The 12,104-nt window shown below is 60.9% G+C and carries 16 protein-coding genes and 1 tRNA gene; 5 read left to right on the top strand and 12 right to left on the bottom strand.

The features are described 5' to 3' along the window. Positions 1-57: 57 nt before the first annotated feature. From ACZ5C7_RS09000 to ACZ5C7_RS08985, 4 genes are all read right to left on the bottom strand, one after another. On the bottom strand, positions 58-435 hold the full coding sequence (locus ACZ5C7_RS09000; protein ID WP_464375993.1) for a hypothetical protein: 378 nt from the start codon (positions 433-435) through the stop codon (positions 58-60). Continuing rightward, on the bottom strand, positions 396-731 hold the full coding sequence (locus ACZ5C7_RS08995; protein WP_464375992.1) for a hypothetical protein: 336 nt from the start codon (positions 729-731) through the stop codon (positions 396-398). The genes ACZ5C7_RS09000 and ACZ5C7_RS08995 overlap by 40 nt, the downstream gene beginning before the upstream one ends. Positions 732-1,015: 284 nt before the next feature. Continuing rightward, positions 1,016-1,090: transfer RNA gene (locus tag ACZ5C7_RS08990), tRNA-Arg, on the bottom strand. 47 nt (positions 1,091-1,137) lie between these two features. Beyond that, positions 1,138-1,515, bottom strand: coding sequence for a YccF domain-containing protein (locus ACZ5C7_RS08985; protein WP_464375991.1), 378 nt, complete (start codon positions 1,513-1,515; stop codon positions 1,138-1,140). Positions 1,516-1,716: 201 nt separating this feature from the next. Here ACZ5C7_RS08985 and ACZ5C7_RS08980 point away from each other — a divergent pair, with 201 nt between their 5' ends. Together ACZ5C7_RS08980 and ACZ5C7_RS08975 are read left to right on the top strand one after the other, a co-directional pair. Further along, the gene (locus ACZ5C7_RS08980; protein WP_464375990.1) at positions 1,717-2,283 is read left to right on the top strand and encodes an AAA family ATPase; all 567 of its coding nucleotides are present in this window, start codon (positions 1,717-1,719) and stop codon (positions 2,281-2,283) included. Then, on the top strand, positions 2,280-2,705 hold the full coding sequence (locus ACZ5C7_RS08975; protein WP_464375989.1) for an RNA-binding domain-containing protein: 426 nt from the start codon (positions 2,280-2,282) through the stop codon (positions 2,703-2,705). The genes ACZ5C7_RS08980 and ACZ5C7_RS08975 overlap by 4 nt, the downstream gene beginning before the upstream one ends. Before the next feature lies 1 nt (position 2,706). Here the strand turns inward: ACZ5C7_RS08975 and ACZ5C7_RS08970 are convergent, their stop codons facing one another. The 4 genes from ACZ5C7_RS08970 to ACZ5C7_RS08955 all read right to left on the bottom strand — a co-directional run bounded on the left by ACZ5C7_RS08970 (position 2,707) and on the right by ACZ5C7_RS08955 (position 6,597). Beyond that, complete coding sequence (locus ACZ5C7_RS08970) at positions 2,707-3,657, bottom strand: hypothetical protein (protein WP_464375988.1); 951 nt, start codon at positions 3,655-3,657, stop codon at positions 2,707-2,709. Positions 3,658-3,803: 146 nt separating this feature from the next. Then, positions 3,804-5,201 carry a signal recognition particle protein Srp54 gene (locus tag ACZ5C7_RS08965; protein WP_464375987.1) on the bottom strand — a complete coding sequence of 466 codons (1,398 nt, stop codon included), beginning with the start codon at positions 5,199-5,201 and terminating at the stop codon, positions 3,804-3,806. A gap of 66 nt (positions 5,202-5,267) precedes the next feature. Continuing rightward, entirely contained in the window at positions 5,268-5,870 is a 603-nt protein-coding gene (locus ACZ5C7_RS08960; RefSeq protein ID WP_464375986.1) for a hypothetical protein, read from the bottom strand. Between the two features lie 88 nt (positions 5,871-5,958). Next, complete coding sequence (locus ACZ5C7_RS08955) at positions 5,959-6,597, bottom strand: hypothetical protein (protein ID WP_464375985.1); 639 nt, start codon at positions 6,595-6,597, stop codon at positions 5,959-5,961. 114 nt (positions 6,598-6,711) lie between these two features. On the opposite strand from ACZ5C7_RS08955, the gene ACZ5C7_RS08950 reads away from it, so the two are divergent. Next, positions 6,712-7,551, top strand: coding sequence for a hypothetical protein (locus tag ACZ5C7_RS08950; RefSeq protein WP_464375984.1), 840 nt, complete (start codon positions 6,712-6,714; stop codon positions 7,549-7,551). Between the two features lie 89 nt (positions 7,552-7,640). On the opposite strand, the gene ACZ5C7_RS08945 is transcribed toward ACZ5C7_RS08950, so the two are convergent. Next, entirely contained in the window at positions 7,641-8,171 is a 531-nt protein-coding gene (locus tag ACZ5C7_RS08945) for a cupin domain-containing protein (RefSeq protein WP_464375983.1), read from the bottom strand. A gap of 136 nt (positions 8,172-8,307) precedes the next feature. Here ACZ5C7_RS08945 and ACZ5C7_RS08940 point away from each other — a divergent pair, with 136 nt between their 5' ends. Then, a complete protein-coding gene (locus tag ACZ5C7_RS08940; RefSeq protein WP_464375982.1) occupies positions 8,308-8,514 on the top strand; it encodes a type II toxin-antitoxin system HicB family antitoxin in 207 nt (68 codons plus the stop codon). 89 nt (positions 8,515-8,603) lie between these two features. Then, the gene (locus ACZ5C7_RS08935; protein ID WP_464375981.1) at positions 8,604-10,058 is read left to right on the top strand and encodes a dihydrolipoyl dehydrogenase family protein; all 1,455 of its coding nucleotides are present in this window, start codon (positions 8,604-8,606) and stop codon (positions 10,056-10,058) included. Between the two features lie 179 nt (positions 10,059-10,237). Here ACZ5C7_RS08935 and ACZ5C7_RS08930 read toward each other — a convergent pair whose 3' ends face one another. The 3 genes from ACZ5C7_RS08930 to ACZ5C7_RS08920 form a co-directional block, all read right to left on the bottom strand. Further along, a complete protein-coding gene (locus tag ACZ5C7_RS08930; protein WP_464375980.1) occupies positions 10,238-10,627 on the bottom strand; it encodes a hypothetical protein in 390 nt (129 codons plus the stop codon). Positions 10,628-10,794: 167 nt separating this feature from the next. Further along, positions 10,795-10,995, bottom strand: a complete 201-nt coding sequence (locus ACZ5C7_RS08925) for a hypothetical protein (protein ID WP_464375979.1) — start codon at positions 10,993-10,995, stop codon at positions 10,795-10,797. A 99-nt stretch (positions 10,996-11,094) separates the two neighbouring features. Then, positions 11,095-11,889, bottom strand: a complete 795-nt coding sequence (locus ACZ5C7_RS08920) for a sulfurtransferase (RefSeq protein ID WP_464375978.1) — start codon at positions 11,887-11,889, stop codon at positions 11,095-11,097. Positions 11,890-12,104: the final 215 nt, after the last annotated feature.

Genomic DNA, 12,104 nt, shown 5'->3' with positions numbered 1-12,104 from the left:
TAAAAACGCTCGCCCGTCCGAGAGAACGTCACAATCCACCAGCAAAGCACCCTCGAGCTACTGCCGTCGATAGATATCGATGCCGAGCGCCATCGCCCACAGATACAACACCGGGAGCATGAGCGTCGCCAGGTCGAACACAATATGCCCTTCCGAGCCACCCCCGTAGGCGGCGACGAGCGGGTACGTTGTCAACGCCACGGTAAGCGCGCCGAGAACGACGCCGACCGGTCCGACGTATCGGTGTGTGATTCGTGTCCGACGGAGCGCCCACCCCAGCAACGCCATCGCGCTCCCCAAGAGGACGCAGTACATGAGGAGGTGACCGGCACCGAACGGAACGATAATCGCGTCGACCACCAGCTCGTGTTCGCCCTCTCGAGCGGCCCGAACGTCTACGTAGGCCCAGGTGACCCACTGCAGGCCGTGAAGCACACCCAGACCGAGGATTCCGACGGAGAGAAAGCCCGCGAGACCCCGTCTGAGTGGCTCGGCCCACCGTAACAAGAAGCGACACCCAGCGCCAGAATCGCGACTGCGAGCGCCCACAGCGCGTGACTGAGCATTCCCAGCGTCGGCGACAACGACGGCGGCGTATCGGTCTGGATGACCAGCAGTCCGCCGATATAAAACGGGATTCCGGCGGCCATCAAAGCGGCGCTCGCTCGAGTAAGTTCGCGTGGATGGCTGCTCGTTCTCGAGTCGGCGGGCGCGGCGGTTTCCCCGGACATGATGGGTTCTATGACCACGAGAGGAAGGGAAAAGGTTCGTGGAGAGACGCGATTCTCGAGGCGTACTGCTCGAGAAAACTGTGTCTCGGGGAGAACCAAAGCGGAACGTGAATGTAGAGCACTCGAGTGGGGATGGAGGAAATCGCTCGAGCGAGTTATAGCGAGGAAAGGGACAAGGGATTCGAACCACGGCTGAGGTTCTGCGCTTCGCGCAGAACCTCAGCCTGATTCGAATCCCATCTCGGTGAGTGATTCGCTCCTCACGTCCGTTCGTCGCAGAATCACGGGCACGATGGGATTCGAACCCACGACCGTCGGATTAGAAGTCCGACGCTCTATCCAGACTGAGCTACGTGCCCTCGAGTACGTTTCGCCCCCCAAAGGCCATAAGCAGTTGGGATTTCCCTCAGCCGTGGAACCGATAGAGCGAGGTGACAAACGGGAGCCGGTTAGCCAACCAGATCGATATCGGCAGCCCGATGATCGTGATCGCGAGGATGGCCGCGGCGTTCGCCCAGAGGAAGCTCAGCCACCAACCCACGAAGACGAAATACAGCGCACGGACGAGCAGAGAGTGCTGACCGCGAGCGAGATCCGGTTCGGTAAACGAACGGGACTCCTGGAGGGTCAACACGGTTGGAACGAGGTTGATAAGTTTGATCCCGATCGGTGCGAGGACGACGGTAACGTTCAGGAACCAGGCCAGATTGACCACGATCGGCGTGAGCCACCAGCCGATGAAGACGAACCAGAGCGCCCGGACGAAAAACGAATGCTGGGACATGGGATAACAGAAGCTCTTCCTTCGAAATAACTTCGTCGGTCAATCCGTTCTCTGTGGGCAACTCTCGAGGAATTCGAGACGGACAATGGGCGACTCTCGAGACGGGAAAGACGACTGCTCGATGCGGATCCCGAGTCTAACCGCCCCCGAATCGCGGGCGAGACACAGCCCTTATGCAGTCCTCGCCTGTACTCTTTCCCGATGCACGTCATCGGAACGGTGGGATTGCCCGGCAGCGGCAAGGGCGAGGCCGCCACCGTCGCACGCGAAGCGGGAATTCCGGTCGTGACGATGGGCGACGTCGTCCGTCAGGAGACCGCCGACCGCGGGCTCGACCCCGCGAAAGACCACGGAACAGTCGCGCAAGCGCTTCGCGAGGAGAACGGTCCGGCGGCGATCGCCGAACGGTCGCTGCCGATGATCGAGGATCGCCTCGAGGATCACGACGCCGTCCTCGTCGACGGCATTCGGTCGGGCGTGGAGGTCGACGCCTTCGAGGAGCGCTTCGGCGCGGACTTCACGCTCGTAAGTATCGAAGCGCCGTTCGATCTTCGCGCTGAACGGATCGATACGCGCGGGCGAGACGCGAGCGAGGACGACGGGGGCGAAGGCCTCAAGTCACGCGACGAACGCGAACGCGGGTTCGGGATGGACGACGCGATGGCGCGAGCGGATGTCGTCGTCGAGAACGCCGAGACGCTCGCGGCGTTTCACGACCGGATCCGAACCGTCATTCGAGACGGCGAACGACAGGTGCAAAATTCATGAGTGTCAATCAAACCGAAATCTACCGCGTCGACGTCGAGATCACGGCACCGGTGTACGACACGGAGGTTACCTCCCGCGTCGCCGACGCCGTGTCGAACATCTTTCCGAACGCCGAACTCGAGGAGAGCCTCGGAGAAATCAGGGGCGAAACACACTCACTCGAGCAGTTCTCGGAGCTACTGCACCGACAGGAAATCCTCGACACCGCTCGCGGCGAGTTCTTTTCGAACCGAGAGGGACAGACCTTCAGTTTCGCGCTGAAAAAACAGGCGGCGTTCGAAAACCGGATAAACTTCTCGGTCGGCGAGCCCGACGAACTCGGCGAAATCGCGGTCCGAGTCCGGGTCGAGGAACCGAGCCTGGAGGAGTACGTCGATCACGTCGCGCCGCCGACCGAGGACGGCCGGCCGGTCGATTCCTGAGTTAACAGTTTTCGGCCGCTTCGAGCGCATCCTCTCCGTCGCTTTGGTGTTGTTGTACACTGAGAACGTCCCCGTCGTCTGCGGCCCGCGCTCCGTCGGCGAACTCCGTCGCGGCCGTCTCAAGGTGACCGCTCTGGCAGGTAGCGGTGTCAAAGTACCCCTCGAGACCGGATGAAGCGCTGGACTCGCCGTCGCCGAACGTCTCCGCTGCGTCAGCGAACGAGCTTTTCGCGTTATCGAACGCCGTTGCCGCGCGTTCGTACTCGCCCGCGTCGAATCGTTTCTCTCCCTCGTCAAGTTTTTCGTGTCCGGAGAGCATCGAATCGTATCCCGAAATCAGCGATTCGAACGATCCGAGTACCTCTCCGAGCGTTTCGGCCCCGGATTCGACGCGGGCGAGTTCGACGATCGAGTGGTCCTCGAGACCGTCTCGGTCGAGCGCATCGAGGATTTCCATCGCCTCGTCGTGGCTCAATCGAGCGTCGTCCGTCTCCGCACTTCGGGTCTCGATCGTGTCGTTGGCCGTCGCCGTATCACCGCCGTCCATTTCCTCGGAAACCGTCTCGATATCCTCCTCGAGCGTATCGTCGGTGAGCGTCTCGAGAACGTCGACCATCGCCTCGAGAACGTTCGAATAACTCCGTAACTCGTCGACGATATCCGATTCGTCGATCCCCTCGAGTTCGGTTCGTGCAGTGTCGATGAACGCTCGAGGCTCCGAGGGCGAAAAGTCGACATCATCGGGGTTCTCGAGGCCGCTTTCGGCGCCTTCGATAGAAACTGCCGCTTTGTTCAGGTTACCAACGGCGCGATTGATACTGCGTTCTTCGGCGCGGTGGTCGTCCGGAAGCGTTTCTCCGTTGTCGTCGTCCATAATTCCACCCAGACAGCCGGCCAGAGAAGAGAGGACGGCCAGACTACCCGCAGTCGAGAAATACTGGCGGCGATTCATACTGACGAACGCTGCTACGAGGGTAAGAAACTGATGGCCGAATTGGCTTCAGAAGGTGTTGGACGGCCGTCAGCAACGGTGAGAAATGGGATGGACGGAGTGAAAACGAGCGGGTGGGACGAGAGCGGGCGAGGAGCGGGTGAGAATTATCCGAACGGACCCATGCCGCCCATTCCGCCGCCGCCTCCGCCGCCACCGCCCTGTTGCATCTGTTGCATCATGCGCTGCATCTCCTTTTCGGAACCCATACCCTGGAACTGCTTGATCGTCCGTTCCATCATCTTGTACTGCTCGAGCAGCTCTCGGACCTTATCCTCGTCCGTGCCGGAGCCGCGAGCGATCCGCTCGACCTGGCTCGCACCGATCGCTTTCGGGTACTCCTTCTCGGCGTCGGTCATCGAGTCCATGATGACGCTGAAGGTGCGCATCCGGTCCTGGGTGACGTCCATCGCGTCGTCGGGGAGCTGGTCTTTGATCCCGCCGCCGAAGCCGGGGATCATGTCCATGACCTGATCCAGCGGCCCCATGTTGTTCATCGCCTGCATCTGCTTTTGCATGTCGTTCAGGGTGAACGAACCCTGAAGCATATCCTCGGGATCCCAGTCTTCCTCTTCGACATCCGTCTGGGCCATCGCCCGCTCGACTCGTTCGGCGAGCTGGCCGAGGTCGCCCATCCCGAGCAGTCGCGAGATGAAGCCGTCGGGCTCGAAGCGTTCGACGTCCTCAACCTCCTCGCCGGTACCGAGGAACGCGATCGAGGAATCGGTCTGATCGACCGCCGTCAGCGCGCCACCACCCTTCGCGGTCCCGTCGAGTTTCGTGATGACGACGCCGTCGATGCCGATGGACTCGTCGAACTGTTGGGCCTGCTCTTTCGCGCCCTGGCCGATCGCCGCGTCGAGGACGAGCAGGGATCGGTCCGGCTCGACGACGCCTTCGATCTGTTCGATCTCGGCGATCAGATCGTCTTCGAGCGCGTGGCGACCCGCCGTGTCCACGATGTGAACGTCGGCGTCACTGGTCGCCTCGAGGCCCTCGCGGGCGATCTGGACGGGGTCCTCGCCGTCGGGGTCGCCGTAGAAGTCGACCTCCGCACGTTCGCTCATCTGCTTTGCCTGATCGTACGCGCCGGGCCGGAACGTGTCCGTCTGGATGACGGCGGGGCGGAGGCCCTTCGTCGAGAACCACCACGCCATCTTGGCCGCGGAGGTCGTCTTACCGGATCCCTGCAGACCGGCGAGCAGAATTGTCTGCTCCTCGAGCGGCAGATCCGTCGATTCGCCGATGAGGTCGACCAGTTCTTCGTAGACGATGCGGAGGACGAAATCGCGTGCCGGGGTCCCGGCGGGGGGCTCTTCCTCGAGCGCCCGCCGTTCGATGTTGTCCGACAGCTCCATGACGAGCGAGACGTCGACGTCGGCGGAGAGCAGCGATCGCTGGATCTCCTTGACGATCTCCTCGACGTCCTCTTCGCTGATCCGTGACTTCCCGCGGAGTGTATCGAGGGTACCCCGAAGGGAACTCCCGAGATCGTCGAGTACCATTTGCTCGGTGTACGAGGCGGTGGCGTTAAAGCCTTTTTCTGTGGTGGCCGACAGCGACTCGAGCGATTACAGTCCCAATACGACGTCCAACGCGATTCGGCCGGGGAGGTATCCGACGAAAACACAGAGTACGAGAGCTGTAACCGTCTTTTGGACTTGTTTTTCGTACTCTCCGAGTTCGTCACTGTCGGCGGTCGCAATTTGGAAGGCCCGAATCGGACGATTATAAATCGGCGTCTCGCGGTAGCTCGGCGGCTGCTCCTGCAGGTAGCGTCGTCGGAGTCGCCGCTGTTTCCAGAACGACCACGCGATGTACCCGACCATCGAAACCGCAGTTCCGGTGAGCGACAGCAGCCATACCCATCCGGTGATCGGGTCCTCGAGGTGGGGTTGATCCACGAACGGTTCGTCGGACTCGACGAGCAAGACCGCGACCAACGCGAGCATGGAGAGTATCGTCAGCAGAAAGAACGCGAACGCGAGCCGAGCGAACAGCCCACCCAGATCGGGCGGGATCACGATCGCACGGATCCACGACTGGTCGTCGCCCTCGCCGTCTTCGTCCTCACCGGCTTCGCCCCACCTCCCGTTTTCGGTGTCGGCTTCTGGCCACTCGCTTTCGTCGTCATCATCGTCGTCGCCCGATCCGATCCGAATTCGCATGACCATGCTGGTCAGTTACTCGGTCGCGACTACTGAAATATTTCGACAGTGTGCGGTCAGTACAGGGTTGACCAGTAGAAAAATTCGACACCGATCAGAAGAGTTCGTCGAGAGGCCGGTCTGCTCCGTCTTTGGTTTCGACGTTCTCATCCGGCTCAATAGGGGGGGCATCGAAGAGTCGGCCGCCATCACGTTCTCGGGCAGCGAGCGCGCTATCGATAATCGCCTCCGTTTCGTCGTCGATTTCTGGGATTTTGAGGGGATCACTGACGGCTTCTGGCAGCTCTGGCCGCGGCGCATCCTGATGTCGCTCGATTTTCTCGGTAAGATAGAGGTTTTCCTGTAGGGCACGCAGAACCGGAACGTACCGGAGGTAGCCGTACTCATCTAAGAGGGAGATTCCGTAACTGGTGAATCCCCAAAACTCCCGCGGGTCGTTATGCTCGGCCTCATCTCCGCGGTATTTGTACTTCGCCATCACCTGCTTCTCTGCAAGTCGGTCGAGGTGCTCCCGGATGGTGGAGCGATTCTTGGGCACGAGGTACTCGAGTTCGTCGAGCGTCGTCAGGTACTTCGGATGCCCAAGCACGGCTTGGATGATGTGGTAGCGGGTTTCTTGCGTGAGGAATTGGTGTGCTCGTCGCTGTTTCTCGATCGGCATGACGTCAGCATCGCCAAATGGGTCTTTCTCGCCGCCGCCCGAACTTCGTGGACTCCCCGCACTGTTGCTCATACGTGTCTGTTTCGTCTCTACTCCTGTAACTGTTCGGGGTAGGCGGGTTGGGATTATAGTATATTTACAACCCGCGTACGAACGTTTAAGTCGAACACGTTTGTAGTCAAAGATATGAACGGTCCAGGGGTTCCGCGCAATTCTCACGCCATCTACCGGGCTGTCGACCGAATTTTCGAGGGGGTTAGCTCCCCACCGCAGGGAGACTACCACGAAGTCGTCCGGTATATGAACGAAGAACTCCCCCGGTTCGAGCAAGCCGATAGTAGCTACCTGATTCTTGGTAGCTACCGCAGTGCATACGGACGACGCCTTCGAGAGTTCGCTAACTGCCTCAACATGCCAACGAACGCTGAATCAATCGTTCTCGGAGATACGATCGACTTGGATACCGAAGTTGTCCCCGAATTCGACATCAAGATCAACCTCCTCGGTGAGGCAGCAGATTACATCGCTGGCGTCTATGAGAAGGAAAGCGGTGGGGAGAGTCCGGAGCTCGGGGTTGTCAGAGCACTCTTCGTGAACAAGACGTTCGTGTTGCCGCGTGACTATACTGGCCTCACCCGCGATAGCCTGGAGACGCGAGAAAACGTCATCCAAGCTGCTCTGGCGGTCTACTACGCTGAATTCGATCATATCGATAGTAAACAGAGGGTCGCCAAGATAAAGAAAGCGGAAATCGCATCACTGCTGACAGCAGCGCGAGAGGAAGGCGTCGACATCACCGAGAGAGAACTTACAGACATCATCAAAGAGCGTCAAAACGACATTGACGAGGCGCCCGCCGAATATAGCTGGGTCCACCTAAGCTTCTTCAAACGGTTTGAGGCGATGAATCAGTGCCACCCCTGGACGACGATGGCCGAGCTGCGAGATCTCGTCGACGAGATGCCGGGGCCAGAACGCCCGCAGTGGGAAACTGAATTTACCGTAGGGACGTTCCGCGACGAATAGCTACACGCACAGACACACCGTACCGTTCACTGACTCCTGTTCTCTCCGATCGTCGGGTATTCAGCGAGCAAAACGACTCGAGAACCCACTTACTCAACGTCCATCATCGCGCCACACCCGGGACAGACGAGTTCCGATTCGGTTCCCGACGAGATCCGCATGTGCTCGAGTTCGCACTCGGGACACCCGATATCCCTCCCTCCAAGGGTCGGAATTCGAGAAATTCGCACGTCTTCGCTCTCCTTCGGCGCGCCCAGCGCGAACGCGACGACCGGCTCGTCGGCGTCGTTTTTCCCGGACTGGAATTCGCCCGGAGCGAACCGAATCGCTTCGCCAGCGTCGACGGTGATTTCGTTTCCGTTACCCGAGTGACCATCCCCATCCTCTCCGTTCGAACTCCGGCGAGACCGCGCGAGTTCGAACGTCACGGTCCCCTCGAGGACGAGAAACACTTCTTCTTGATCCATGTGCGTGTGGATCGAGCCGCTGAATCGTTCGCCGGGCTCGAGGTGGGTGATCGCGACGTTGGACGTTCCCAACGGGTCGGCTAACGCGCGCCGATCCGAGTGACAGTCGTCGTAGGGGGTGGGCTCGACCTCGTCGATGGAAACGCGCTCCATGCTCGAGACAGGGATACGGAGTGGCAAATAACTGTGATCCGGGCCGGACGTGATTTCGTGCAGCCAGAGCTAATCCACACTCGGTCGGGAACCCGTTGTCAGCAGATATTTGACGCCGCCAGCGATAGCTTCGGGTATGACAGGCGACCCTCGAGACGCGAGCGATCTCTCGGATGACGAGTCGATCACCGTGACAGTCGAGAACGACCTCTTCATCGCAGAGGACGAAGAAACCGGTATCTCGAGCCAGGGGCAGACCGAGGAGGCGGCCCTCGAGAACCTCGCCGCGTCGCTCGAGACGTACCGCGAGGGAGAGACGGACGACGATAGCGGCTGGCTGTAGTCAGGTCGACTCCTCGAGTGAGCCGGGCCGCTTTCGACCCAAACGGCAGGCTTCACTTATTTGCACCTGCTCGTAGTCAAGAACCATCCATGGAAGAGTACGACATCGTCGTCCTCGGTGGGGGCTCGGGCTCGCAAGTCGCGACGGCGGCGGCCGACGACGGCCTCGAGGCGGCCGTCCTCGAGCCCGGCCCGCTCGGCGGGGCCTGCATCACCAGAGGCTGTATTCCCTCGAAGGCGCTCATCCACCGAGCGGAGATCCTCAAGGAGATTCACTGCGCAGATCACTTTGGAATCGACGCCGAAGTCCACGACGTCGCCTACGAGGAGATCACCGATGCGATCCACGAAGCCGTTTTCGGAAAGGCGGATCGACAACGCGAGAGTCTCGAGGCGAACGAACGCGTCACCCTCTATGAGTCGGCGGGGCGGTTCGTCGACGAGCGAACCGTTGAAATCGTCGACGATAGCAGCGATACCGAGAGCCACCGAATTCGGGGCGAAAACGTAATCATCGCCGTCGGATCGAGACCGACAGAGCCGCCGATAGACGGCCTCGAGGACCTCGAGTACCTGACCAGCGATGACGCGTTGTACCTCGATGAGCAACCCGAACGGCTCGTCATCGTCGGCGGCGGCTACATCGCAGCCGAACTCGGTTACTTCTTCGGCGCGCTCGGCACCGAGGTGTCGATCGTCGGACGAAGCGATCGGGTCGTGCCTCGAGAGGACGACGACATTAGCGCCGTCGTGACCGATTCGCTCGAGCGCTACTGCGAACTCTACACCGGGTTCGAGGCGACGGCCGTCTCGAGTCGAAACGGGGGGGTCTCGGTCACCATCGAACCGGCCGACGGCGGAGACGACGGGGGCCCAACGGAGGAACTCGAGGCTGACGACCTCCTCGTCGCGGCCGGGAGACGACCCAACACGGACACGCTCGATTTGGAAGAAACTGGCCTCGAGGCGGCCGAGGACGGATCGATACCGGTCGACGAGGGGCTCGAGACCGATGTGGACGGAATCTGGGCGCTCGGAGATGTCACCGGCGAGTTCCCGTTCAAACACGTCGCGGACTACGAGAGCGAAATCGTCGCAGCGAACGTGCTGGGCGACGAGTCGCGTGCGGTCGACTACACGGGCGTTCCCCACGCCGTTTTCACGTCGCCGCAGGTCGCGAGTCTGGGGAAGACGGAATCGGAACTCGAGGACGAGAATCGAGAGTACGACTCGGCGACGGTTTCCTACGGCACCGCGCCGATGGGACTGATCCTCGAGGCCGACGACGGGCTCGTAAAGGTACTCGCGGGTTCCGACGGCGAAATTTTGGGCTGTCATATCGTCGGTCCGCAAGCCTCGACGCTGATCCACGAGGTCGCCGTCGTCGTCCAGCGTGGCGAGGGAACGGTATCGGATATCGCCGAGACGGTTCACGTCCACCCGGCGTTGAACGAGGTCGTGGTGTCGGCGTTCGACGAGGTCGCCTCGAGGCCGTACTCGACGACGCCGGACTGGCGAGACGTGAGTGAAAGCAAGCAAAGTTAACGGAGCTATCCCTGTTCTTCCTCCCAGAGTTCGCCGAGGCGGGCCGTCAACGTCACCGAGAATTCGTTCGACAACGACGAAGAAATCGGACGGGAACGACGCGTCGACTGCATCTCCGGTCCAGGCACGAGGTGGTCGATGACGATGAGGGAGACGAGTTCGCCGAGTCAACCATTACGTTACTCCCCGCGCGATGCTCGATACCCGGCGACGGACTCGGTCAGGAAGTAGACGATCAACGTCCCGACGATAATGGCGGTACCGAGCGTTGTGAGCTCGAGCGAACCGACGGTTCGATCGCCGCCGTAGAAGAACGCCACCCCGCCGCCGAGGAGGACGACCAGCATCGCGAGGTATCGCCAGCGCGCCTCGACCGGGACCATTCCGTCCTCGCCGCGGATCGCGAGATAGAGGTGTGCACCGCCGAAGACGAACCCGTAGAAGAGCAGGAATACCGCTACCGGTGCCGGACCGGTTTCCGGGCCGATCCCGAAGTATTCGACTCCCGCCAGAACGCCGAAACCCGAAAGGACGGCAGCAACGTGAACGGTCGTGTCACGAGAAATCATATAGAGAGTTGACGTGACTCACTCATAACCCTTTGTAGTATGCTTCATCGACGACATCTGCCCACTCATCATAGCCAGAAGCATCGATCACAGTTGCCGAGAAAGCGCCTCCGAACGCGGGTTTCGACCGAGTAGAACCAGAAACGCCGGACGTGAGGGGACGATCCTCACCGGAATCGGCGATACGCTCGAAGCGCGAGTGAAGCGGCGGTCCCCACGCCGGGAATGCGCGACGAAAGGGCCGCGGCACCGAGCAACAGGAGACCGCTCGAGCGTCGACCCTTTCCAAATTCCATCATCGCGTCGATTACCGTCGTAACGGTGCTCGCTTTCTTCAGCGCGTCCGTTCGATTACCAGATTCTGTCATGGGTACGGCTCAGGTAACGAACGCGAACGCAAAACTCGGGAGGGTTGCATCTGCAGGGGTCGAGGGTGGTCGTTCTCGTTCCGTGGTTTCGACGACGCTCTATGCTCCACCGCTCTCGATTGCACCGTCCGCCGCGATCCACTCCGCGAGGCTCCCCTCGTAGAACGCGAGATCTTCGTAGCCCAGCGCCCGGAGGACGACGTAGGTGTGGCTGATTCGCCGAGCCGTGTTACAGTAGAGGACGATTTCGCGGTCGGGCGTAATGTCGTGGTCGGCGAGCAGGTCCTCGAGTTCGTCTTCGGGCTTTAGCCGCCGCGTCTCGTCGTCGACGACCTCCCGCCAGTCAAACCGAACCGCGCCGGGGAGGTGGGCTTCCGCGAATTCGTCACGCTCGCGCGTATCGATGAATAGTGCGTCGCACTCGAGCGCCGCCTCCACACCCCCGAGGTCGATCAGCGGGCTCTCCTCGTCGGTTAGCGGCTCGGGCGCGTAGCTCGAGGGCTCGTGTTCGGCCGTCTCGCTCGTCGTCTCGTACTCGCGGCTCCAAGCGCTGAAATCGCCGTCGAGAAGCCGAACGTCCCCGTGGCCGTAGACGTGTGCGGTCAGGACGAATCGGGCGGCGAAGACGCCGTGCATGTCGTCGTACGCGACGAGCGTATCCTCGGATTCGATCCCAGCCTCCTCGAGCAGACCAGCGAACGCCTCCGCGCCGGGGAGGGTCCCGGGTTCGTCGTTCGACCCGTCGCGGTAGCTGTCGAAGGGGATATTCGTCGCGCCCGGAACGTGCCCGATACCGTCGAACTCCCAGGCGTCCCGAACATCTACGGAGCGGACAGTTGGATCCTCGAGGTGCTCTGCGAGCCACTCCGGCGAAACGACGAGCGAATTATCCATTGGCTTTTCCATGTCGTCGGAGACTCGAGAGGGCACCGATTCCGGCACCGCTCTCGTGGGTGCCGAGGTGGTGGCAAATGTTTCCGCCATCCGTTGGGAGCGCTCGTGAAATCCACGTAAGAAACGTTAGAACTCGCAGCAGAACTCCACTACGTGCCGTTTCCGCTTCGAAGGGGTCAACGCCCTCAGAAACAAGGAGTAATATTATCCGGAAA

This window comes from Halostagnicola alkaliphila, from assembly GCF_055379965.1.
This window is presented reverse-complemented; position numbering and strand designations above follow the sequence as displayed.

Bases quoted from the DNA above. Each gene is read 5' to 3' on its own strand.
- ACZ5C7_RS08995 (WP_464375992.1), bottom strand. From the start codon at position 731: ATGTCCGGGGAAACCGCCGCGCCCGCCGACTCGAGAACGAGCAGCCAT.
- ACZ5C7_RS08985 (WP_464375991.1), bottom strand. From the start codon at position 1,515: ATGTCCCAGCATTCGTTTTTCGTCCGGGCGCTCTGGTTCGTCTTCATC.
- ACZ5C7_RS08980 (WP_464375990.1), top strand. From the start codon at position 1,717: ATGCACGTCATCGGAACGGTGGGATTGCCCGGCAGCGGCAAGGGCGAG.
- ACZ5C7_RS08975 (WP_464375989.1), top strand. From the start codon at position 2,280: ATGAGTGTCAATCAAACCGAAATCTACCGCGTCGACGTCGAGATCACG.
- ACZ5C7_RS08970 (WP_464375988.1), bottom strand. From the start codon at position 3,657: ATGAATCGCCGCCAGTATTTCTCGACTGCGGGTAGTCTGGCCGTCCTC.
- ACZ5C7_RS08965 (WP_464375987.1), bottom strand. From the start codon at position 5,201: ATGGTACTCGACGATCTCGGGAGTTCCCTTCGGGGTACCCTCGATACA.
- ACZ5C7_RS08960 (WP_464375986.1), bottom strand. From the start codon at position 5,870: ATGGTCATGCGAATTCGGATCGGATCGGGCGACGACGATGATGACGAC.
- ACZ5C7_RS08955 (WP_464375985.1), bottom strand. From the start codon at position 6,597: ATGAGCAACAGTGCGGGGAGTCCACGAAGTTCGGGCGGCGGCGAGAAA.
- ACZ5C7_RS08950 (WP_464375984.1), top strand. From the start codon at position 6,712: ATGAACGGTCCAGGGGTTCCGCGCAATTCTCACGCCATCTACCGGGCT.
- ACZ5C7_RS08945 (WP_464375983.1), bottom strand. From the start codon at position 8,171: ATGGAGCGCGTTTCCATCGACGAGGTCGAGCCCACCCCCTACGACGAC.
- ACZ5C7_RS08940 (WP_464375982.1), top strand. From the start codon at position 8,308: ATGACAGGCGACCCTCGAGACGCGAGCGATCTCTCGGATGACGAGTCG.
- ACZ5C7_RS08935 (WP_464375981.1), top strand. From the start codon at position 8,604: ATGGAAGAGTACGACATCGTCGTCCTCGGTGGGGGCTCGGGCTCGCAA.
- ACZ5C7_RS08930 (WP_464375980.1), bottom strand. From the start codon at position 10,627: ATGATTTCTCGTGACACGACCGTTCACGTTGCTGCCGTCCTTTCGGGT.
- ACZ5C7_RS08925 (WP_464375979.1), bottom strand. From the start codon at position 10,995: ATGACAGAATCTGGTAATCGAACGGACGCGCTGAAGAAAGCGAGCACC.
- ACZ5C7_RS08920 (WP_464375978.1), bottom strand. From the start codon at position 11,889: ATGGATAATTCGCTCGTCGTTTCGCCGGAGTGGCTCGCAGAGCACCTC.